The organism is Streptomyces sp. NPDC058469 (genome assembly GCF_042721125.1).
Lineage (GTDB): Bacteria > Actinomycetota > Actinomycetes > Streptomycetales > Streptomycetaceae > Streptomyces.
Genome location: NZ_JBHXME010000027.1, coordinates 1 through 22862 on the forward strand (window position 1 = coordinate 1; position 22862 = coordinate 22862).

The following is a 22862-nucleotide window of genomic DNA, read 5'->3' on the forward strand; positions in this document are numbered from 1 at the left end:
GATCGGAGCTGTGCAGGACGACTTCCAGGGTGTTGGGGCCGCGGCGCAGCGCCGGGCGGACATCGTGGACGAAGAAGGCGGGACGGGCTCCCCAGCCCGCGTAGTACTCGACCTTGGCCTGGCGGCCCACCGGTTCGCCGTTGACCAGCAAGGAGAGTTCGACTGCCGCGCCCACCAGGGCCTCGGCGAGGTCCGGTACGGCGTCGATGGTGAACTCGCGGAGGAAGCGGGTCTCCCGGCCGCCCTCCGGGGCCGTGGTGGTCAGGTACTCGGGACGGTCGGGGAAGCCACCGGGCTCGGCGAGCGCCCAGAACGCGTCGACGGAGGTGCCCTTGCCCTCGTGCATACCGGTCGCCCGGCTCCAGTCGGCGAGCCGGATCTCCAGCACATTGCGGGCGCCGGCGGTGACCGGCGCGCGCAGCAGATAGCCCTCGCCGGCCGGGGCCCCTTCCGCCGGGATGACACCGGGCGGCGCGGCTTGGGGCGTGACCTCGACCCCGTTCCACCACACGCGCTTCGCTGCTCCCGCGCCGACCAGGAGCTCCACCGTGCCGCGTACGCCGGTGCCGACGACCGTGCGGTATTGCACGCCCTCTCCCGGGGCCGGGCCGGGGAAGGACAGGAACTCCTCGGGGACGCGCCCCTTGGGGCCGAGCTTGTGCCGCGGGTCCTTGTGGATGCCTCGGCTGTCGGAGTACTCCACCGGGTACCAGGCGGCTTCCTCCGCGAGGGCGTCCTCGCCCCGGGCCGCTGCGGCAGCCCGGTCGGGGAGCAGCGGGGTGGGCAGTTCGGCCACCGGCGTCGCGGGGTGGGCGAGCCCGTGCGGCCCGAAGGTGGCGTGCACCGTGGACCACGGACCGTCCGGCGCCTCGGCGGCCTCGAACTCCCAGATCTGCGGCGCGGGTTCGGACCCGTCCGGCTTGGCGACGTCGCCCCGGGCGTTGGCCGCGCCCAGGGTGGGCAGCAGGGTGCCGTGCCAGGGCCCCTCGATCGCGAGGGAGCTGGAATCCCCGCCTGCCGATCTCCCGACCGTGGACGGCCGGAGCGCGGCGGCCGGTGACGGCTCGTCGGACCAGACGACGAGCTGGGCCGGGGCGCCCGCGAAGTCGACCTCGACCCGGGTCTGCTCGCCCTCCCGGGCGAAACGCGCCGGGCGACGTTCGCCGGTGGCCGGGTTCCACAGCTCCACGGCGGCGGGCGTTCCGTCCAGCCACAGGGTGGTGGAGGCGGCGTAGCGGGCCGGGTCGAAGTCGTAGTCCTTCCACCACCAGCCGCTGCCGTCACGCAGGGGGTAGCGGGAGGCGTTCGGGGAGGCGGCCGGGACGAAGGCCACGCCTTCCGAGCCCTTCGCGCGGGCCAGCACCGGGACGGAGGAGCGCAGCGGCCGGGTCCCCTCGGCCAGCCGACGGGCGAGTTCGGCGGGATCGTCGGTGATCAGGACCCGCGGGTGTGCGGCGATCCGCTGGACCAGTTCGTCGTCGCCGCCGCGTTCCGCGGCTGCCGAGGGCGGTTCGCCGAGCAGTGCCACCCGGCCGCCGGCGTCCAGGAGTTCGAGCAGATACCGGGCGGTCGCGGTCTCCAGTACCGCGCAGCCGGGCAGTACGACCCACCGGTAGCGCAACGCGTCGATCGCGGTCCACCCGTCCTCGGGGACGGCCCGCTGCAGCGAGTGCTCGTCGACGATGTCGTACTCGACCGCGGCCTCGCGCAGAGCGCCGGGGCGGTGGTGGAACCAGTTGTTCTGGCCGACCAGCTCCAGGTACTGGATCTGGAGCCGGGCGAGGGGACCGTACTCCGGGCCGGGGTCGGCGGCGTCGAAGTTGTGGTCGACCGGGGCGTCCAACGGAAGCCGGGCCCGTACCGTGCCCGCAGGGTGCAGCACGGCGACATCGCACACCGGCGTGCCCCAGCTGAGCATCGAGCAGATCCGTGAGACGGCCTGGGCGAACGGTCCGTACTGCCCCCAGTAGGGCTGGCGCCAGTCGGTGGAGGGCGGCGCCCATTCGAACCAGCCGCCGCGCATGCTGTAGTAGACCGCATGCGGGTTGTAGAGGGTGGCCCCGGACTGGAAGAAGGGCAGCAGCCAGTCGTAGGTGTCCTCCAGCGTGCCGCCCCAGCCCGAGGAGTGGAACGACTCGCACCAGACCCGGTCGTGGCCGTAGAGGTGCGCCATCGAGCTGTGCACCTTGATATCGCCCTCGTGGTCGCTTCCAGCGGCGCCGAACCAGCGGTGAGTGCGGAAGTAGTCGGAGTAGAACTGGGTCGCCTGGATCGGCTGCCCGCCGCGGGCCGGGTTCAACTGGTCGGCGCCGACCAGCATTCCGTACCCGGAGTGCCACTCGCCCAGCGGACGGAAGAAGGCCTCCTCGGCAAGCTCCGCCCGGGTGTGGTAGTAGTCGCCGAGCACCTTGGCGCCGTCCTCGGTGGCCTCCGGCGCCCAGAGCGTGGGCAACACGTCGAGCAGGTCGTAGCCGCGGCGCTTGGTGAACTCCTCGGGCAGCCGCGGGGTCCAGGAGTTGTGCATCGGCAGCTCGTCCTGGAAGCTCCCGGCGATCACCCGGCCGAGCCGCTCGGGCATCCGGCGCTCGAACTCGCCGTGCACCAAGTCGCGCAGGGCGTCGCAGGCCTCGCGGGACAGGTAGTCGTAGGCGGTCGGCAGGGTGTAGGCCAGGGTGACCGGGGTCTCGGGGGTGGCTTTCCCGTCGATCAGGCGCCCGTCGTCGCCGAGGGTGAGCCGCCGCCCGTCGGCGTCGTACGCGGCGACCGGAGTGGCCGGCGGCGGTACGGCGACCCGTCCGTCGGCACCGACCCGGAGCACGGTGCGGTGCAGCGTGGCCCCGGCGTACTCGGGATGATCCTGCGTCAGTCGCCCCTGCAGATTGGCTCCGGAGAACCCGATCTGGTCGTAGAACCAGATCCGCATCCCCAGCCGTTCGCAGATCTCGCAGGCATCCGCGAAGCGGTCCCACCACTCCTCGCTGAACCAGAGCGGGTCATCGGACCTTGCTCCGACCATGGGGCCGGCCGGAGCAAGGTTGATGACGACGACGTTCTTCACGCCCTGCCCGGCCAACTGCTCCAACTGCTCGGTGAGCCGCTCCCGAGTGACCTTCTCCCCACTCCACCACCACAACGGCGCGGGGGAGAACTCGGGGGACGGTTCGTCGAACAGGCGGGTGAGTTCGGAGTTCATGCGGTGGCTCCCTTTACGGTCGCGGCGGGGGTGAGCACTCCGGTAGGCAGTCCGCCCTGCGGGTCGATCCTTCTCATGATCCGGATACCGACGGCGCCGGCCAGGCCCATGGCCGCGTAGAACAGCCGGTCCAGCCGACGGGTGTCGGCGCGCCGGACGAACTCCTCGCATTGCCGGGCGGTCCTCGATCCCGCCGTGCCTGCACGCTAGGCGTGGCAGGAACGGGCCGACAATTGGGAGTTGGCTGGAGTGTGTAGGGGATTCCTTTACACGGCTGCACGGCCCGGCGTATCAGGAGCCGTTACGTGGGTTCGCTCGCCAGGAGTCTCGCGATGCCCGGCGGGCTGAAGATGTCCCGGGTGGCGAGCGCGATCCCGCCGTGGATCCCGGCCGCGGCGCCGAGCTGGGTGGTGGTGATGGTGAGTTTGCGGGTGGCCAGTGGCAGGGCGCGCTGGTAGACGACCGCGCGGACGCCGGAGAGCAGATCGTCGCGGAGTTCGCTCAGCGGGCCGCCGAGCACCAGGGTGCGGGGGTTGAACATGTGCACCAGCATCGCCACCACCTCGCCGATCTCGGTGGCGGCCTGACGCAGCGCGTGCAGGGCGGGCGGATCGCTGTTGGCCACCCGCAGCGCCAGTTCGTGCGCGCCGTGCAGCGGGTCCTCGCCCGTCGCCTCCGGAATGCCGAGGCTGCGCAGGATCGCCCGGTGGGAGGCGAGCGCTCCCACACAGCCGATGTTGCCGCAGGCGCACAGCACATCGCCGCCGCTGACCGCCCGGATGTGGCCGATGTCGCCGGCCGCCCCGTCGGCTCCGCGGTACACGTCACCGTTCGCGGTGACGATCCCGGCGCCGATACCGCTGGCGATCTTGATGCACAGCAGCGGAGTGTCCGCCGTGGCCTGGCCTGCCTCGCCGAGAGCCATCAGGTTGACGTCGTTGTCCACCACGACCGGGCAGCGGAAGGCGGTGCGCAGGTGCTCGGCGACGGGGTAGCCGTCCCATCCGGGCATGCCGGTCGGACGTACCGCGCAGCCGTGCTGGAAGTCGACGGGGCCGGGCAGGCCGACCACCGTCTCGCGTACCCGGTCCGGGTCGCGGCCGTGCTTCGCCAGCAGGCTCGACAGCCGCTCCGTCACCGCGTCCAGCACCGCACGGGGGCCCGCGTCGATCCGGATGTCCACGGTCTCGTGCGCGATCACCCGCTGGGTGAGATCGGCGATGGCGACCTGGCTCGACAGGGTGTCGATGTCCGCGACGGCGATGGTCCCGGCCTGCGGGCTGATCGTCAGGACACGCGGCGGGCGACCCCGGACCGATTCCCTGCTCTCGAGTTCCTGGAGTATGCCGCGCGCCACGAGGTGGTCGACCTGCTGGCCCACGGTCGAGCGGGCGAGGCCGCTGCGCCGGGAGATCTCCGCACGGCTGGTCGCCTCACCGGAGACCACGAGGTCCAGCACCTTGCGCAGCGCGACCGGCACCGGGGAGGACGGGGTCGTCCCGGCGGTGTGTCCCTCGCTGTATTCGTCGCCTTTATGCATTCCAGTGACCTTAATGATGCCGCCTTCCGTCCGTCAATGGACTCTTCAGGCCAACGATGTCGGGATCGCGCCGAGATCGTTTCGGCTCAGGCCTGGTGTTTGGTCGATTTTAGGCCTTGGAAAAAATTAAATAGGGCCTCTTGTGCTTCTCCGTCGAACTAAACGATGGTGATGCGCAACGCGGTGTTCAGGCCGCGGTCGGTCGGAAGACGGCGGAGGTGCACCGGTGAGTGGTTCCCTGCGAGCGGTCGTGATCGGGACCGGAATGATCGGCGCGGTACACGCCGCGGCGATCCGCTCGGCCGGGGGAGTCCTGGCCGGAGCGGTGGCGTCGACTCCTGAGCGCAGCGCACAGGTCGCCAAGGAGTGGGACGTACCCGCTCGGTATCCGGACTTCGACGCGGTACTCGCCGACGAGAGCGTCACGGTGGTGCACCTCTGCACGCCCAACGCCCTGCACGTCCGGCAGGCCGAGGCGGCCCTGCGCGCCGGCAAGCACGTGATCTGCGAGAAGCCGCTGGCCACGTCCGCCGCCGACGCCGAGCATCTGACCCAACTGGCCGAGCGCGCCGGGCTGTTGCTGGCCGTTCCCTTCGTCTACCGCTATCACCCCCTCGTCCGGGAGATCCGCGACCGCCGCCTGCGTGGTGAGTTCGGGGCGTGGCAGCTCATCCACGGCAGCTACCTCCAGGACTGGCTGCTGGCCGAGGACGCGACGTCCTGGCGGGTGGACCCGGCCGAGGGCGGGCCCTCGCGGGCCTTCGCCGACATCGGATCCCACTGGTGCGACCTGGTGGAGTGGGTCGCCGGAGTCCGCTTCACCGAGGTGACGGCCCGCATCGGCACCACGTTCGCGAACCGGCCCACCGAGGACGTGGCCGCCGTACTGCTGCGCACCGAAGACGGTGTCCTCGGCACGCTGACGGTCTCCCAGGTCTCGGCGGGCCGCAAGAACCGGCTCTGGTTCGAACTCGACGGCGCTGAGGGGAGCGCGGTCTTCGACCAAGAGAATCCCGAGACCGCATGGCTCGGCGCCCAGGACGGCGCACGGATTCTCGTACGCGATCCGCAGCACGGCTCCGCCGAACAACGGCGGCTCTCCCGACTGCCCGCCGGACACGCCCAGGGCTACGCCGACTGCTTCAACTCCTTTGTCACCGACACCTATACGGCGATCGAGGGCGGCGCGCCCGAAGGCCTGCCCGCCGGCGCGGACGGACTGCGCTCGGCCCGGCTTGTCGAAGCCGTGCTGCGGTCGGCCGACTCCCTCGCATGGACCGGCATCGACGGCCCCGAACTCAACCACGTGAGCCAGGAGGCCCCCGTATGAAACTCGGCATGCTCACAGCCTGTCTCCCGAACCTCTCCCTGACGCAGATCGCCACCTGGGCGAGCGCGGCCGGATACGAGGCCCTGGAGGTCGCCGCCTGGCCCGTCACCGGCGGCCGCGACTTCGAAGCCGCACACCTGCCGGTCGCCGACTTCGGCACCCAACAAGCGGACGAGACAAGGGAGTTGTTCGAGCGTCACCGGCTGCAGCTCTCGGCGCTCGCGTACTACGAGAACAACCTCCACCCCGACGCCGGGCGCCGGGAAGAGATCCACGCCCACCTCAAGAAGGTCATCGACACCGCGGCCGCCCTCGACGTTCCGTACGTCGGCACCTTCGTCGGCCGCGACTGGACCCAACCGGTGGCGCACAGCCTTCGCGAGGCCGAGAAGATCTTCCCCGAACTCGTCGAGTACGCGGGTGAACGCGACGTACGCCTCATCATCGAGAACTGTGTGATGGAGGGCTGGCACCCGGACGGCTACCCGGGCAACCTCGCCTACTCGCCCGAGCTGTGGGAGTGGATGTTCTCCCTCGGGCTCTACCTCAACTGGGATCCGTCGCACCTGAAGTGGATCGGCGTCGACCCGGTGAAGACCATCGCGCCGTACGCCGACCGGATCGTCCACGCCCAGGCCAAGGACGCCGAGATCCTGCCCGGCGCGATCGACCGCTACGGCGTCTTCGGCAAGGCGGTCGAACGCGACGACCCCTGGGACAACGGCTGGTGGCGCTACCGCGTCCCGGGCCGCGGCCAGGTCGACTGGAACGCCGTCGTGGACGCCCTGTACGAGAACGGCTTCACCGGGACGCTCTCGGTCGAGCACGAGGACCCCGTGTGGAGCGGCACCGAGGAGAAGGTCAAGACGGGGCTTGAGATCGCCCACCGCACCCTGCGGCCACTGATCGTGGCCTGACGGGCCGTGCCCCCCACTCGACCGACACGTCCCCCAACTGACAAGAAAGCGCAGGAGATTCATGGCTCAGGAGAGCACGCGGCACCGCATCGGGATTCTGGGCGCGGGCAACATATTCGGCCGTTACGTCGAAGGCCTGCGTAATTTCCCGGAGCTGGAAGTGGTCCGCGTCGCCGATATCGACCCGGCCCGCGCCAAGCAGGCCGCCGCCGAATTCGGCATACCGGAATGGGGGGACGACACCGAACTCCTCGCCGACGACAGCGTCGAGATCATCATCAACATCACGCCCCCGCAGTTCCACGCGAAGACCACCATCGCCGCGCTGGAGGCGGGAAAGCACGTCTACGCGGAGAAGCCCCTCGCCGTCACCGTCGAGGAAGGCAGGAGCATCCTCGAAGCCGCGGCGCGCACCGGCCGGCTGCTGGGATCGGCACCCGACACCTTCCTGGGCAGCGCCGTGCAGACCGCACGACACGCGATCGACGCCGGGCTCATCGGCGAGGTCGTCGGCACCACCGCCTTCGTACGCTCCAGCCGCGCCGAGACCTGGCACCCCGACCCCCGCTCCTTCTTCCAGCCGGGCGCCGGGCCCGTGTTCGACATGGGCCCCTACTACCTGGCAGCCCTCATCAACTGCCTCGGCCCGGTGAGCTCGCTCTCCGCGGCCACCCGCATCGGCGCGAAGACCCGCAAGGTCACGAGCCCCGACCGCGTGGTCGACGAGATCACCGTCGAGGTGCCCACCCACGCGTCCGCGGTACTGACCTTCACCTCCGGAGCCATCGGCACCGTCCTGATGAGCTTCGACGTCTGGGACACCGAGCTGCCCCGGATCGAGATCTACGGCACAGAGGGCACGCTCGCGCTGCCGAACCCCAACTTCTTCGACGGCGACGTACGGATCAAGCGCCACCAGGACAGCGACTGGGAAGTCCTCACCCCGGTGACCGAGCTCTTCGGCGCGGTGGGCACACCCGAGCAACACCGCCGGGGCCTGGGCGTACGGGATCTCGTCGGCGCGCTCGCCGGCGAGCCGCACCGCGCGAACGGCGAGTTCGCCTTCCACACCCTGGAAGTCCTCGCGAGCTTCGAGATCGCGCAGCAGGAGAACCGGGTCGTCGCGCTGGAGAGCAGCTGCGAGCGCCCGGAGCCCCGCTACGCCCACTGATCCCGAGCCGCACCCGCACACTGAAAGGACCCGAGAACATGAAGATCAGGCAGGACCGTCTCGCCATCAACCCCCTCCAGTGGGTCGCGAGCCCCGAGGGCTGGATCGACCCCACCCTCGCGCCGTCGCTGGAGAACCGGCTGGAGGTCATCCGTGACGCCGGCATCACCGCCGTGCACAGCGACGTCCCCGGCGACATGACGGCCTCGGCGTACGCCGCGCTGCTGGCCGAGTACGGACTCAGCGCCGCGCCCGGTTACATTCCCGTACGGCTCACCGAGGACGAGGGGGAACGGCAGCAGTACCGGGACAACGCCGCGCGGATCGCCGAACAGCACGCGGAGCTCGGCGTGCCCACGATGTTCCTCGCCATGGGGATGGCCAAGGACGCGGTGCGCGTGGCCCGCCCGGCGGTCGGCCAGGACGCCGACCAGGACCGGCTGGAACGCGTACGAGACCTGCTCGCGGAGACGGCCGGCATCATCCGCGCCCAGGGGATCACCCCCGCCTTCCACCCGCACGTGGGCACCTGGGCCGAGACCGAGGAGGAGACCCGCTTCATCCTCGACACCGTCGACGCCTCGGTCCTCGGGTTCGGCCCCGACATGGGCCACCTGGCCTGGGCGGGCGCCGACGCCGCGCAGCTCGTCCGCGACTATGCCGACCGCGTGGCGAGCGTCCACATCAAGGACCTCGACCTCAACCTTGCCGCAGAGGCAAGGGAGGCGGGCTGGGACTACCGCAGGACCGTGAAGGCCGGCCTCTGGTCGGAGCCGGGCCACGGAAACGCCGACATCGAAGGCTTCGTCGACGCGCTCCCGGACGGCTTCGACGGCTGGCTGATCATCGAAGTGGACCGTGGCGCCCAGCCGACGCCGGAGGAGAGCGTCCGCAAGTGCGGGGAGTGGGCCGCCAAGTACGTGCAGTGATCCACAGGCTCGGAACGTCGAATGACTGGTTGTTCACACCCGGGGAGCGGGACGACCACGGGGAGCCGAGGAGACAGTGGTAATGGAACAGATGGAGAGATCATGCGCAAGACAGCGGCGTTCATCGGCGCCGGATTCCTGACCATCACAACCGCCGCCTGTGGCGGCACCGCCTCAACCGGTGCCGCCGACAAGACACTGACCATCTCCGAGTCGGTCACGGCCACGCCGTGGGACCTCGCGAAGGCCAACATGGGCCCCGAGGCCCCGTACTACCAGCCGGTCTACGACACGTTGATCCGGCTGAACACGAAGAACGAGCCCACTCCGAACCTGGCCACCTCGTGGACGTACGACAAGGCCGAGACCACCCTGACGCTGAAGCTGCGCAGCGGTGTGAAGTTCACCGACGGCACGGCGCTGGACGCGCAGGCCGTCAAGCAGAACCTTCTGCACACCAAGAGCGGTACGGGCACGGCCGCCGGCGAGATCCAGGACATCTCGAGTGTGGACGCCGTGGACGCGCAGACCGTCGCCATCAAGCTGAGCCACCCCACCGCCGCCCTGCTCCCCGCCCTGGGCCAGGTCTCCGGCATGATCGCCAGCCCCAAGTCGCTCACCAACCCGAAGGCTCCCGTCGGCTCCGGCCCGTACCAGCTGGACGCCTCGGCGACCACGACCGGGCAGACGTACACCTACACGCGCACCTCGGGCTACTGGAACGCGAAGGCCTTCCCGTACGACAAGATCGTGATCAAGTACCTGGCCGACCCGACGGCACGCACCAACGCCCTGCTCTCGGGCCAGCTCGACGGTGCCTCGCTCGGCCTCAGCAAGGTCAAGACCGTCAAGGGCCGCGGCCTGAACGTCGTCACCTACCAACCCGGCGACATCGAGGGCCTGTTCATCTGGGACCGGGCCGGCAAGATCGTCCCCGCGCTCGGCAAGCTCAAGGTCCGGCAGGCACTCAACTACGCCTTCGACAAGCAGGCCATCATCAAGACGGCCAAGACCGGACTCGGCCAGCCCACCACGCAGCTGTTCGCTCCGTGGGAGGAGGGCTACGACGCCTCGCTGAACTCCACGTACTCCTACGACCCGGCGAAGGCCAAGAAGCTCCTCGCCGAGGCCGGCTACCCGAACGGCTTCTCGGTCACCATGCCGGACCTGTCCGCCCTCTTCCCGCAGGAGCAGGCGGCCCTCACCCAGTCCCTCAAGGACATCGGCATCAAGGTGAAGCTGGACAACCTGCCGAGCGACCAGATCTTCAGCAGCATGTTCGCCGGAAAGTACGCCCTGTCCTACTTCAAGCTGGGTGCCCCGACCTCGTGGGACAAGGTTCAGCTGGAGCTGACCAAGACGTCGGCCGGGAACCCCTTCAAGTACCACGACTCCAAGGCCGACAACCTGATCTCCCAGATCTCGAAGGCGACCGGAGCCGAGCGCACCGCGCTGTTCAAGGAGCTCAACACCTACGTCGTCGACCAGGCGTGGAATGCCCCCTGGACTCCCACTGTGAACGCCTACGGGACCGCCAAGGACGTGAAGGTGACGCCGCAGCCCGGCAGCATTTTCCCGCCGATCTACAACTTCGCGCCGGCCAAGAGCTAGCGGCAAGGCCGCTGCGACCCCGCGGAAGGAGGAACTGACCGTGCTTGTCTTCTTGCTCCGGCGCATCGCCGCCGGTGTCGTCCTGGTGGTCGTCGTGGCCACCGCGACGTTCCTGCTGCTCAGCCTGACCGGCACCGACGTGGCCCGCAACATCCTCGGCGAGACCGCCTCGCCGGCCCAGGTGTCCGCCAAGTCCCATGAACTCGGCCTCGACGACCCCCTGGTGGTCAGGTACGGGCACTGGATCGACCGGGCCGTGCACGGCGATCTGGGCCAGTCCTGGTTCACCGGCGACTCGGTGAACCAGTCCCTGGCGAACACCCTTCCGGTCACGCTCTCCATCGTCCTCGTCGGCATGCTGATCGCCCTGGTCCTCAGCATCGCCCTGGGGACCGTGGCAGCGCTCCGCGGCGGCTGGGTGGACCGCGTCGTGCAGTTCGCCGCGGTGCTCGGCACCGCGATCCCCAGTTTCCTGATCGCCCTGGTCCTCGCGGTCGTCATGGCGGTCCAGCTCGGACTGCTGCCGGCCACGGGGTACGTCGCCCTTGGCACGTCCCCCTCGGGATGGCTCCAATCGGTCATCCTGCCCGCCGTGGCCCTGGCGGTCGCGGCCACGGCGGCCACGGCGATGCAGGTGCGCGGGGCACTGATCGACGTCCTGCGGGCCGACTTCGTCCGCACCCTGCGCAGCCGGGGACTCAGCACCCGCAGCGTCGTGTACAGGCACGCGCTGCGGAACGCCGCCCCACCCGCCCTGACCGTGCTCGCCCTCCAGTTCATCGGCCTGATCGGCGGCGCGGTCGTCGTGGAGAAGGTGTTCGGGCTGCCGGGCATCGGCACCCTCGCCAACTCTGCGGCGGTCCGAGGGGACGCGCCCGTCCTGCTCGGCACGGTCGTGGTGACCGTGGCCGTCGTCGTCGCCGTCAACCTGCTGCTGGACATCGCGTACGGCTGGCTCAACCCGAAGGTGCGTGTCTCATGACCGTCCCGGAGACCGCGGCGCTCCCCAAACGGGACCGCCTCCTGCGCCGGACACTGCGCGACCCGGTCGCCGTCGGCTGCCTGGTGGTCCTGGCGCTGGTGATCCTCGCGAGCCTGGCCGCCCCGCTGCTCACCGACTACGCACCGGACCACAGCGTCCTGTCGGACACCCTCGCACCGATGTCCGGCGCCCACCCGCTCGGCGGCGACGGCGTCGGCCGGGACGTGCTGTCACGGCTGCTGTACGGCGGCCGGACCAGCCTGCTCGGCGGCACGCTCGCGGCCCTGGTCGCCTTCCTGGTCGGCGGACCGCTCGGCCTGGTCAGCGGCTTCTACCGTGGCTGGTTCGACTCGGTCGCCGGCTGGATCATCAACGTGATCATGGCCGTGCCCGCCATCATCGTCATGCTGGTGGTGATGGCGGCCCTCTCCCAGGACCTCAACGTCGCGATGATCGTCCTTGGCGTCATCATGGCGCCGATGGTCTTCCGCCTGATCCGCGCCTCGGTGGTCTCGGTGCGCGAGGAACTGTACGTCGACGCCGCGCGGGTCTCCGGCCTCGGCGACCCCCGCATCATGCGACGGCACATCCTGCCGGTGGTCATCGCGCCCTCGGTCATCCAGGCGACACAGCTGTTCGCGGTGGCGATCGGCATCCAGGCCGGTCTGTCCTTCCTCGGTCTGGGAAAGGCGTCCCAGGCCAGCTGGGGCGCGATGCTCAACGACGGCTTCACCAACGTCTACACCGCACCGAGGCTGCTGGTGTGGCCGGGCCTCGCGATGGCCGTGACCATCCTGGCGGCCAGCCTGCTCGGCAACGCGGTGCGCGACGCACTGGGGACGACGACCGAGACCCGGGGGATCCGCCGGCGTCGGCCGGCGCCGAGGAAGTCCGCTGCCGGTGTGCCGTCCGATCGCCTGCTCACCGTGGAGGGCCTCCGCGTCAGCTACCCGAAGCCCGGAGGTTCCCGCGGCTCCGACGGCTCCGGTGGCGACAAGACCGTCGTCGACGGAGTCGACCTGACCGTGGAGCGCGGTGAAGTCCTGGGCCTGGTGGGCGAGTCCGGCTCCGGCAAGAGCCAGACGGCGTTCGCCGTCCTCGGACTGCTGCCGAACGAGGCCGAGGTGACGGCGGATCAGATGTCCTTCGCCGACAAGGAGTTGCTCGGGGTGAGCCGGGCCGCGCTCAACGCCCTGCGTGGCCGCGGGATCGGATACGTACCGCAGGAGCCCATGTCCAACCTCGACCCCTGCTTCCGTATCGGCTTCCAGCTCGTCGAACCCATGCGCAAGCATCTCGGGATCTCCAGGGGCGAAGCCCGCACCAAGGCGCTGGAACTCCTGGCACGCGTCGGCATCCCGGACCCGGAGCGGGTGTTCACGTCGTACCCGCACCAGGTCTCGGGCGGCATGGCCCAGCGCGTACTGATCGCGGGCGCCGTGTCGTGCGATCCGCAACTGCTGATCGCCGACGAGCCGACCACCGCACTCGACGTCACCGTCCAGGCCGAGGTGCTCGACCTCATGCGCTCCCTCCAGCAGGAACGCGAGATGGGCATGATCCTCGTGACCCACGACTTCGGCGTCGTCGCCGACATCTGCGACCGGGTCGCCGTCATGCAGACCGGACGCATCGTCGAGACGGCATCCATCGAGAAGATCTTCGCGTCGCCCGAGCACGCGTACACGCGGATGCTCCTCGATTCCACGCTCGAAGGCGGCCCGGCGCGAGCCGCCCTGGGCGCCCCCTTGAAGGAGGTGACGTCATGACCGCCGGCCCCGCGGACGCGACCCCGCTGCTCGAACTCGAGGACGTCGTCGTGGAGTACCCGGGCAAGGGCCGCCGCGCGCAGCCCTTCCGCGTCCTGCACGGCGTGTCCCTGTCGATCGCACCCGGCGAGACACTGGGCCTGGTCGGCGAGTCCGGCTCCGGCAAGACGACCCTGGGCCGGGCGGTCCTCGGCCTCGCTCCCGTGACCGGCGGTGCGATCCGCTACGCCGGAAAGCCGGTCTCGGGGATCGGCAAGCGGGAGCGGCGGGCGCTGAGCAAGGACATCCAGGTCGTTTTCCAGGACCCGTTCACCTCGCTGAACCCGGCCATGACGGTCATGGACATCCTCACCGAACCGATGCTGGTGACCGGTGTCTCGCGCACCGACGCGGAACGCCGCGTCCAGACCCTGCTCGACCAGGTGTACCTCCCGCACGACGCGGCGCAGCGGCTGCCGCGAGAGTTCTCCGGCGGCCAGCGGCAGCGCATCGCCATCGCGCGCGCCCTGTGCCGGGACCCCAAACTGATCGTGTGCGACGAGCCGGTCAGCGCCCTGGACCTGTCCACACAGGCACGGGTGCTCGACCTGTTCATCGAGATCCAGGAAGCCACGGGGGTGGCGTATCTGTTCGTCACGCACGACCTCTCCGTCGTACGGCACATCAGCCACCGGGTGGCCGTGCTGTACCGCGGCGACATCGTGGAGACGGGCGACGCCGCCCAGGTCACCGAGCGCCCCGAACACGCCTACACGAAACGGCTGTTGCTCGCCGCGCCCGTCCCCGACCCCGAGCGGCAGGCCCAACGCCGTGCGGAGCGGCTGCGGTTGGCGCGGGAACGGGACGCGTCATGAGCGGGAGGCTGCCTGAGAGTCTGGTCACGGACACCCTTGCCCGCTATCTCGCCCTCTGTGACGTTCCGGTCTGTACGGAAGGCGAGTTGGGGGACCTCTTCACCGAGGACGCGGTCTGGGAGGGCGGCGGCAGCGAGTACGCCGGGAAGTTCGGCCGTACCGAGGGCCGGGAGGCGATCGTCGAGATGCTGTCGGCCTATCTGCCGCCCAGCCCTCACTTCCGTACCAACGTGCACCTGCTCTTCCCCGGCGTGGTCCACGTCAAAGGCGCTACCGCCCGGGGGAGTTGGTCGATGCAGCAGCTCTCGCGCTACGAGTCGGGAGCCGCGGAGGTCATGGTCGCAAAGCTCGACGTGACCTTCCGGATCGGCCCGGACCATCCCCGAATCTCGGCCTTCCGCACGGAACGGCTGTTCAGCGCACCGTTGACGGGAGAGTGATGATCGCGGACACCGACGACCGGACGATGTTCCTGACCTGTTACGCCGACACCCACCACTACGGCTGGCACCACGTCGACCTGTTCGTGCACGACAGTGCCGGCCAGGAGGTCAACTGGGTGCACTGGCAGGTTGATCAGGACGGTCCCGACGGCGCCGACGCGGCGACCGCGCGGGTGGAACCGGCGCTGCGGCGCACCAGCGAGTGGCAGCGCGGCGTCAGCGCCGACGGCAGCGAGTACTGGATCGCCCAGGCTGCCTGGGGCGATTGAGATGTGCCTCGTCTACATCCTGGACGACGACGAGGAGTTGTGTACCTCGCTGGCCTGGCTCCTGGAGTCGGTGGGCATCCGCTCGCAGTGCTTCTCCGACGCCCGGGCCTTCCTGCGGTCCTACGACCGGGACCGGCCCGCCTGCCTGGTCCTCGATGTGCGGATGCCGGAGATCAGCGGATTCGGCGTCCAGGAGATGCTGAACGAGGCGGGGGCGGCGCTGCCCGTCGTCTTCGTCTCGGCGCACGGGGACATCCGGATGTCGGTACGCGCCCTGCAGAACGGGGCCGTCGATTTCCTGGAGAAGCCCTACGACCCCCAGCACATGCTCGACGTCGTGCAGGCGGCGCAGCGGACGGCGCGGGAACGCTTCGACGAACTGGCCCAACGCCGGGATCTGCTGCGGCGGTTGGACACTCTGACCGCCCGCGAACGGGAGGTGCTGCACCTGGTGCTGGACAGCGTGCCCAGCAAACAGATCGCCGGGCGGCTCGGCATCAGCACGAAGACCGTCGACGTACACCGCACCCGTATCCGGGAGAAGACCGGCGCGGAGAGCATCGCGACGCTGGTCCGCGACGTACTCCGGCTGGGACTGCGGCTCCCGGCCGCCCGATGAGAGCGAGGGCAAGGCCGTATGAACGATCTCGCACCGGCCGACTTCCGGGCCCTGACACAGGCGTTGAAGTACTGCGTGCTCCTCCACGACGCGAGGACGTACGACATCCTCTGGGCGAACCAGGCGGCCTGCGACCTCCTGGAGTGGACCGTCGACGAGCTGAAGCCGCTCAAGGCCCCCGACATGAGCAAGAACGCCCGCCAGTACAGCCGGGAACTGGGGCACCGCTGGCTCGGGCAGGCGGTCGAGGACGGGGTCAGCGCCACCGAGTGGTGTTACCGCTCCAAGAGCGGTGAGGAGTTCCTGACCGAGGCCATCGCGATCCGCGTGGATCTGCCCTCGCGCCCCGTCGTGATGGTCCAGTTCCGCGACATCGCCGAGGAGAAGGCCGTCCGCCGTGACCTGTTCCGCACCGAGGGGCGACTGCGCACCTTCCTCGGCAATCTGGCCGAGGGCATCGTCGTCCTCGACGACGACGGCGGTGTGGTCTTCGCGAGCGAGTCCGCCGCGAAGCTGCTTGGCGTCGACGTACCGGCCCTGCACGGCGCCGACTTCGCGGACTACTGCCGCGACGGCGCCGTCCCCGAGCGCGAGGGCCGCTACCGCCTCGGCGCACCCGGCGGCGAAGCCCGCTGGTACGCGGCGACTTGCCAGCACATCGACATCGAGAGCGATCTGCGCGGCCGGCTCGTGCTCTTCTACGACATCACCGACCGGGTGCGCGCCGAGGAGGAACACCGCCGGGACACCCAGCACCTCAACCACCTCGCCCGCTACAACGCCATGGGCGACATGGCGATGGCGATCGCGCACGAGGTGAGCCAGCCGCTCGCCGCCGCGTACAACTTCGTGGAGGGAGCCCGCGGCCGGCTCGCCGCCGGTGACGAGTCCGTCGCCTGGGGGCTGGACAACGCCGTACGGCAGATCGAGCGGGCCCGGCGGATCCTGGGCAGCCTGCGGCAGTACGTGGGCCGCCTGGAGCAGTCGGAGCAGCTGACCGACCTCAACACGATCGTCGAGGACTGTGCCTACTTCATCGACGTCAGGGCTCAACAGCACGCCGTGGACGTCGAGTTCGACCTCACCGACGAGCCCCTCCCGGTGCGCTGCGAGAACGTCCTCATCGGGCAGGTCGTCATGAACCTCGCTTTCAACGCCATCGAGGAGATGGCGAGTTGGCCGCCGGGGGAGCGCAAGGTCGAACTCACCACGCGGCGGACTGCGGACGGAGACGCCGAACTCGCCGTCCGTGACCACGGCCGGGGTCTGCCGGCCGACCTTCCCGGCGACCGGATCTTCGACGGCGTCTTCACCGCGAAGGAGAACGGCAGCGGCATCGGCCTGGCCCTGAGCCACCGCATCATCACCCGTCACGGCGGCCGTATCCACGCGGCCGGGAACCAGCCGCAGGGAGCGGTCTTCCACTTCGCTCTCCCTCTCACGTCGGCCGAGGCCCACTCGAAGGAAGCACATGCCTGACCAGGACATCCACGTGACCGCGCTGCGGGCCGAGCACCACCGGGAGTCGCTCGGGATCGGCGAGCCCCGCCCCCGGTTGACCTGGCAGGCCGTCACGACCCGTGCGGGCTGGACCCAGTCGGCGTACGAGATCCGGCTCACGGACGGTGAGCGGGAGCTGTACACGGCCCGTCGCCTGTCCGCGGACTCGGTCCTGGTGCCCTGGCCCGGCGACCCCCTGCGCTCGCGCCAGCAAGTCGGCGTGTCCGTACGGGTATGGGGGCCGAAGGGCGGGGGTGCGAGCCCGTGGTCCGCGCCGCTGACCGTCGAGGCCGGGCTGCTCGAACCGGCCGACTGGCAGGCCCGCTTCGTGTCCCCGGCCTGGCCCGAGGCCACCGACCGACAGGTCTCGCCACCCGTACTGCGCGGCACTTTCCGGCTGCGCGCGCCCGTGGCGTCCGCCCGCCTCTACGCCACGAGCCACGGCCTGTACGAGGCCGAGATCAACGGCGTACGCGTCGGCGACCACGTCCTCGCCCCTGGCTGGACCCACTACACCGAGCGGCTGCGCCACCAGACGTACGACATCACCGAAGCGCTGCACCTGGGGAGTAACACGGTCGGCGTGCTGCTGGCCGACGGCTGGTTCCGCGGCCGGATCGGCTTCGGCGGCGGACGCCGCAACATCTACGGAGACCGGCTGGCCGCCCTCGTCCAGATCGAGGTGCGCTACACCGACGGCACCACCGAGACCTTCGGCAGCGACTCGGGATGGCAGGCCGCGCACGGCCCGATCCTCACCTCCGGGATCTACGAGGGCGAGGAGTACGACGCACGCCGCGAGCCCGCCGACTGGAGTCCGGCCGAGGTCTTGCCGGACGACCTGGCATTGCTCGTCGCGCCCGACGGCCCGCCCGTACGCCGTACTGAAACGCTGGCTCCCGTCGACGTCCTCACCTCACCGTCCGGCCGTACGATCCTCGACTTCGGCCAGAACCTCGTCGGGCGCCTCCGCATCCGGGTCACCGGCGAGCCCGGACACACCGTCACCCTGCGCCACGCCGAAGTGCTTCAGGACGGCGAACTCGCCGTGCGCCCGCTGCGCGAGGCCCGCGCCACGGACACGTACACCCTGCGGGGCGATGCGGGCGGCGAGGAGTGGGAGCCACGCTTCACCTTCCACGGCTTCCGCTACGCCGAAGTCACCGGGTGGCCGGGGGACATCGGCGACGGCGACATCCAGGCCGTCGTCCTGCACACCGACATGCGCCGCACCGGCTGGTTCAGTTGCTCCGATCCGCTGCTCAACCGCCTGCACGAGAACGTGGTGTGGGGCATGCGCGGCAACTTCGTCGACATCCCGACCGACTGCCCGCAACGCGACGAACGCCTCGGCTGGACAGGCGACGTGCAGATCTTCGCCCCCACCGCGACCTTCCTCTATGACTGCTCCGGCCTGCTGCGCTCCTGGCTGACCGACCTCGCCGCCCAGCAGTACCCGGACGGCCGCGTCCCGATGTACGTGCCCTTCTTCCCCGACCGCTTCCCCGAACTGCGCGCCGCCGCCTGGGGCGACGCGGCGGTCGTCGTGCCCTGGGTGATGTACGAGCGCCACGGCGACCTCGGCATCCTCGCCGACCAGTACGACAGCATGAAGGCCTGGGTCGACGGCATCACCGCCGTGGCCGGTGACCGGCACCTGTGGGACACCGACCGTCAACTCGGCGACTGGCTCGACCCCACCGCCCCGCCGGACCGCCCCGGCGACGCCCGCACCGACAAACAGCTGGTCGCCACCGCCTACTACGTTCACTCGGCCTCGCTGCTCGGCCGCACCGCCCAACTCCTCGGCAGGGACGACGACCACGCCCACTACACGAAGCTGGCCGAGGCGGTACGGGCCGCCTTCCGCGACGAGTACGTCACCCCGGACGGCCTCCTGACGAACGACGCCCAGACCGCGTACGCCCTCGCCCTGCGCTTCGGCCTGCTCGCCGACGCCCATCGGGCCCAAGCGGGCCGCCGCCTCGCCGAACTCGTCCGCGAGGGCGACTTCCACATCGGCACCGGCTTCGTCGGCACGCCGCTGATCTGCGACGCGCTGTGCGACGCGGGGGAGTACGACACGGCGTACCGACTACTGCTGACGAAGACCTGCCCGTCGTGGCTCTACCCGGTCACCATGGGCGCGACCACCGTCTGGGAACGCTGGGACAGCATGCTGCCGGACGGCACGGTCAACCCCGGCGAGATGACCTCCTTCAACCACTACGCCCTCGGCGCCGTCGCCGACTGGCTGCACCGCACTGTGGCCGGGCTCGCCCCCGCGGCCCCCGGCTACCGCCGCCTACTGGTCCGTCCCCGCCCCGGTGGGGGACTCACCCACGCCTCCGCCACCCACGAAACGCCGTACGGCCGCGCCGCCGTGGCCTGGTCCCGCGTCGACGGTGTGCTGCGCGTGACGGTCACGGTCCCGCCCGGCGCCACCGCGCTGATCGACCTGCCGGGCATGGCGGAGCGCCCCGAGGTTGGCTCCGGCGAACACCGCTTCCTTACGGAGATGCCATGAACACCCGCTACCAGCACGCGGTCCTGATCGACGGAACCGGAGCCGCGCCCGTACCGGACGCGGTCCTCGTCGTGGACGACGCCGGTCTCATCGCCTACGCGGGACCGGCAGCGACCGCGCCCCCGACACCGACGGCGGTAACGGTGGACCTGTCCGGACGCACCCTGCTCCCCGGCTTCTTCGACTGCCATACGCACCTGTGCATGACCCCGGGGCGCGGGCTCACCGCGGGCCTGACCACCGACCCGACGGTGGAGACCTTCGAGATCGCGCGGCGACTTCGCACGACCCTCGACGCGGGCGTCACGTCGCTGCGAGACCTCGGCGGTCTGCCCGCGGGCTATCGCACCGTCGTCGAACGGGGCCTCGTCGAAGGCCCCCGGCTTCAGACCGCCGTCAAGGTCATCGGCCACACCGGTGGGCACGCCGACTGCTCGCTGCCCAGCGGTGTGAATGCCGCCCCGCATCTGGCTGAGATCGCCGACACGGTCGACGAGGTACGGATCGCGGCCCGGCGCATGCTGCGCGACGGCGCGGACGTCATCAAGGTCTGCGCCACCGGCGGCATGGGCAGCCCGCACGACGACCCCGACGACGAGGGGCTCACCCCCGACGAACTGAAGGCCGTCGTCGACGAGGCCCGACGGCATCGCGGCAAGACGGTCGCCGCGCACGCCCAGGGCACCGCGGGCATCCGCAACGCCCTACAGGCCGGTGTCACCAGCATCGAGCACGGCTACGGAATGACCGACGAGCTGTGCGATCTGGCACTGGAGCGGGGAGCCGTCCTCGTCCCCACCCTCGCCACGGTCTTCGCCCCGCTCGACCAGGCGACCATGCCCGACTACCACTTCCGCAAGAAGAGCCGCTGGGCCGGCATCACCAAGGAGAACATCGCGCACGCCATCGCCCGCGGCATCCCGATCGCCCTCGGCACGGACGCCGGTGTCGTCACGCACGGCCGAAATCTGCGCGAGTTGTCGTACCTGGTGGAACTCGGCATGGACCCGCTGGTCGCCATCACCTCAGGCACACTCACCGCGGCCCGGCTCCTCGGGGTCGACGACCGACTGGGCTCCCTGGAGGCGGGCAAGACCGCGGACTTCGTGGCGGTCGACCAAGACCCCCTGCACGACATCGGCAGCCTCGGCAGGCCGGAGAACGTCGTCCTGGTCGCCCAGGCGGGAGCGCTGCGCAAGAACCTCCTTTGAGCGAGCCGGAGTTGGCGAGGAAGGGAGAGTGACTCCTGTCGGCACTCGGTGGTGCTGCTGCCACACGAGGCCACGTCGCAGGTGGGCTTGATCCGCTTGGGCCAGTCAGGCCGAGGTCGATGCCGATGGACGTGACGGGCCGGCACACAGGTGCACGTTGCCCGTCTGATCATCCGAACCTGTGCACGCTTAGGCGCCCTACGACGTCGGAACCGTGCCGCCCGTGCCCTGTATCCCGCTCAGGACGGTGTCCGTGAGGCTGTCGAGGAACTGTGGGGTGGCGGGCTGCCGTACGAGCAGGCGGTAGAGCATCGCCCCGATGAGTGCTTCAGCGGCAGCGACGGCCCTGGTGTCGTCGACAGGCGCGGCGGCTCGTAGACGCTCGGCGAGGGCGTCTTCGGCTGCGGCGGTGACGTGTTTGTAGAACCTGACCGCCACGTCGTCGCTCTCGGCCGCTGCCGCGGTGGAGGCGCGGATCAGCGCAGCGGTCTGGGGGTGGGCGAGCAGGTCCGCGAAGGTTCCCAGCCAGTCGCGCAGGTCGCGCCGGATGACGCCGGTGTCCGGGACGGAGTTCGTGAGGGGGAAGCCGTAGCCGTCGAGGACGCATTCGGCGACCAGGGCGCTCTTCGAGGGATACCAGCGGTAGACGGTCTGCTTGCCCGCGCCCGCGGCGGCCGCGATGCGGTCGATGGACAGCTTGTCGTAGCCGTTCGCCGCCAGCTCGTCTCGGGTCGCTTCGAGGATGGCCCGGCGCGTCGTCTCGCTACGAGTGCGGCCCCGTCGGGAGTCGGACATGTTGACGAGCGTAGCCGAACCCGTATTCTGGGCGTTCAGCGAGACGAAAAGTCTCGAATATGGGATCGGGTGCGGAAACATGGGTGGACCAGTGCTGGTCATCGTCGGGGCAGGCGGCATGGGAGAGGCCGTGGCCCGCCGTCTGGGCCAGGGCCGGACAGTGTTGCTCGCCGACATCGGGGAGCAGACCCTCAAGCGCGCCGAGCAGGTTCTGACCGGTGAGGGCCTGACCGTCGTGACGCACGTCGTGGACGTGACCTCGGCGGACTCGGTGCACGAGTTGGCGAACGCGGCCCGAGACGCGGGAGAGGTCACGCAGGTCGTGCACACGGCCGGTCTGTCACCGGTCCAGGCTTCCGTTGAAGCGATCCTCGCTGTCGACCTGCTCGGCGTCGCGCTCGTGCTCGACGCGTTCGCGCCCGTGATCGCGCCCGGCGGCGCCGGCGTCGTCATCGCCAGCATGGCGGGCCATCTGGCGAGCCCTCTGCCCCCGGAGCAGGAGCGCGCGCTGGCCACCACGCCCTCCGGACAACTGCTCCAACTCCCCTTCCTCGCCCCGGACATGGTCACCGACGCGGCCACGGCGTACAGCATCTCCAAGCGCGCCAACCACCTGCGGGTGATGGCGGCCAGCACGGAGTGGGGGCAGCGCGGCGCGCGCGTCAACAGTGTCAGCCCCGGAGTCATCTCCACGGCCATGGGCCAGGCCGAACTGGCGGGCCCGGCCGGCGAGATCATGCGCGCGCTGATCGACATGTCCGGGACCAAGCGACTCGGCACGCCCGGCGACATCGCGGGCGCCACGGCCTTCCTGCTGGGACCGGAGGCGACCTTCATCACCGGCACCGACCTGACTGTCGACGGCGGGGTCGTCGCCGCGGTCCGCACGCGCGCACCAGCCGAATGACACCATCGGTGACCAGTCCGTCCGCACCGGCATGGACGACGTGACCGGTAGATGTTCAACCAGCAGTAGCGCGCCGCACGGGTCCTGCTGCTGACCGGCCTCTGCGGTCACCGTCACCGACATCGGCTCAGGTGTGGGCGAGGCTGTCGTGGTGGTCGTTGTGGACGTGTCGGCACGCGTGCAGGAATGGCTCTGCCAGCCCTGAAGAATGATCAACGACAATGGCCGGCGCGCCGCAGCTGGTCCGTGCCGTGAATGGCCACACGCGCATCGGACAGTCCGTCATCAGGGGTGT

The 22862-nt window shown here is 70.2% G+C and carries 18 protein-coding genes; 15 read left to right on the plus strand and 3 right to left on the minus strand.

Annotation, left to right across the window (positions count from 1 at the left end):
- The coding region (locus tag ACFWP5_RS15250) for a glycosyl hydrolase (protein ID WP_384155349.1) at positions 1 to 3193 on the minus strand (3193 nt) is incomplete at its 3' end.
- 301 nt (positions 3194 to 3494) lie between these two features.
- On the minus strand, positions 3495 to 4733 hold the full coding sequence (locus tag ACFWP5_RS15255; RefSeq protein WP_384155352.1) for an ROK family protein: 1239 nt from the start codon (positions 4731 to 4733) through the stop codon (positions 3495 to 3497).
- Between the two features lie 226 nt (positions 4734 to 4959).
- Here ACFWP5_RS15255 and ACFWP5_RS15260 point away from each other — a divergent pair, with 226 nt between their 5' ends.
- The 14 genes from ACFWP5_RS15260 (at position 4960) to ACFWP5_RS15325 (ending at position 20865) form a co-directional block, all read left to right on the plus strand.
- Positions 4960 to 6063: a Gfo/Idh/MocA family protein gene (locus ACFWP5_RS15260; RefSeq protein WP_384155355.1), complete on the plus strand. Its 1104-nt coding sequence runs from the start codon at positions 4960 to 4962 to the stop codon at positions 6061 to 6063.
- Positions 6060 to 6980, plus strand: coding sequence for a sugar phosphate isomerase/epimerase family protein (locus ACFWP5_RS15265; RefSeq protein WP_384155358.1), 921 nt, complete (start codon positions 6060 to 6062; stop codon positions 6978 to 6980). Before ACFWP5_RS15260 ends, ACFWP5_RS15265 begins: the two co-directional genes overlap by 4 nt.
- Positions 6981 to 7041: 61 nt before the next feature.
- Positions 7042 to 8151, plus strand: a complete 1110-nt coding sequence (locus ACFWP5_RS15270; protein ID WP_384155361.1) for a Gfo/Idh/MocA family protein — start codon at positions 7042 to 7044, stop codon at positions 8149 to 8151.
- 38 nt (positions 8152 to 8189) lie between these two features.
- The gene (locus tag ACFWP5_RS15275; protein WP_384155364.1) at positions 8190 to 9080 is read left to right on the plus strand and encodes a sugar phosphate isomerase/epimerase family protein; all 891 of its coding nucleotides are present in this window, start codon (positions 8190 to 8192) and stop codon (positions 9078 to 9080) included.
- Between the two features lie 102 nt (positions 9081 to 9182).
- Positions 9183 to 10691 (plus strand): ABC transporter substrate-binding protein, encoded by a 1509-nt coding sequence (locus ACFWP5_RS15280; protein ID WP_384155367.1) that lies wholly within the window; start codon positions 9183 to 9185, stop codon positions 10689 to 10691.
- Between the two features lie 40 nt (positions 10692 to 10731).
- A complete protein-coding gene (locus tag ACFWP5_RS15285; RefSeq protein WP_384155370.1) occupies positions 10732 to 11673 on the plus strand; it encodes an ABC transporter permease in 942 nt (313 codons plus the stop codon).
- Complete coding sequence (locus tag ACFWP5_RS15290; protein WP_384155373.1) at positions 11670 to 13442, plus strand: dipeptide/oligopeptide/nickel ABC transporter permease/ATP-binding protein; 1773 nt, start codon at positions 11670 to 11672, stop codon at positions 13440 to 13442. The genes ACFWP5_RS15285 and ACFWP5_RS15290 overlap by 4 nt, the downstream gene beginning before the upstream one ends.
- Positions 13439 to 14296: an ATP-binding cassette domain-containing protein gene (locus tag ACFWP5_RS15295; RefSeq protein WP_384155375.1), complete on the plus strand. Its 858-nt coding sequence runs from the start codon at positions 13439 to 13441 to the stop codon at positions 14294 to 14296. Before ACFWP5_RS15290 ends, ACFWP5_RS15295 begins: the two co-directional genes overlap by 4 nt.
- Positions 14293 to 14736, plus strand: coding sequence for a nuclear transport factor 2 family protein (locus tag ACFWP5_RS15300; RefSeq protein ID WP_384155378.1), 444 nt, complete (start codon positions 14293 to 14295; stop codon positions 14734 to 14736). The genes ACFWP5_RS15295 and ACFWP5_RS15300 overlap by 4 nt, the downstream gene beginning before the upstream one ends.
- Positions 14736 to 15008 carry a hypothetical protein gene (locus ACFWP5_RS15305; RefSeq protein ID WP_384155381.1) on the plus strand — a complete coding sequence of 91 codons (273 nt, stop codon included), beginning with the start codon at positions 14736 to 14738 and terminating at the stop codon, positions 15006 to 15008. The genes ACFWP5_RS15300 and ACFWP5_RS15305 overlap by 1 nt, the downstream gene beginning before the upstream one ends.
- Before the next feature lies 1 nt (position 15009).
- Positions 15010 to 15627, plus strand: coding sequence for a response regulator transcription factor (locus ACFWP5_RS15310; protein WP_384155384.1), 618 nt, complete (start codon positions 15010 to 15012; stop codon positions 15625 to 15627).
- 18 nt (positions 15628 to 15645) lie between these two features.
- A complete protein-coding gene (locus ACFWP5_RS15315) occupies positions 15646 to 17106 on the plus strand; it encodes an ATP-binding protein (RefSeq protein ID WP_384155387.1) in 1461 nt (486 codons plus the stop codon).
- On the plus strand, positions 17099 to 19654 hold the full coding sequence (locus tag ACFWP5_RS15320) for a glycoside hydrolase family 78 protein (RefSeq protein ID WP_384155390.1): 2556 nt from the start codon (positions 17099 to 17101) through the stop codon (positions 19652 to 19654). Before ACFWP5_RS15315 ends, ACFWP5_RS15320 begins: the two co-directional genes overlap by 8 nt.
- Positions 19651 to 20865, plus strand: coding sequence for an amidohydrolase family protein (locus tag ACFWP5_RS15325; protein ID WP_384155393.1), 1215 nt, complete (start codon positions 19651 to 19653; stop codon positions 20863 to 20865). The genes ACFWP5_RS15320 and ACFWP5_RS15325 overlap by 4 nt, the downstream gene beginning before the upstream one ends.
- Before the next feature lie 198 nt (positions 20866 to 21063).
- Here the strand turns inward: ACFWP5_RS15325 and ACFWP5_RS15330 are convergent, their stop codons facing one another.
- Positions 21064 to 21660 (minus strand): TetR/AcrR family transcriptional regulator, encoded by a 597-nt coding sequence (locus ACFWP5_RS15330; protein WP_384155396.1) that lies wholly within the window; start codon positions 21658 to 21660, stop codon positions 21064 to 21066.
- A gap of 79 nt (positions 21661 to 21739) precedes the next feature.
- Here ACFWP5_RS15330 and ACFWP5_RS15335 point away from each other — a divergent pair, with 79 nt between their 5' ends.
- Positions 21740 to 22567, plus strand: a complete 828-nt coding sequence (locus tag ACFWP5_RS15335; RefSeq protein ID WP_384155399.1) for an SDR family oxidoreductase — start codon at positions 21740 to 21742, stop codon at positions 22565 to 22567.
- The last annotated feature ends 295 nt before the right edge of the window (positions 22568 to 22862 follow it).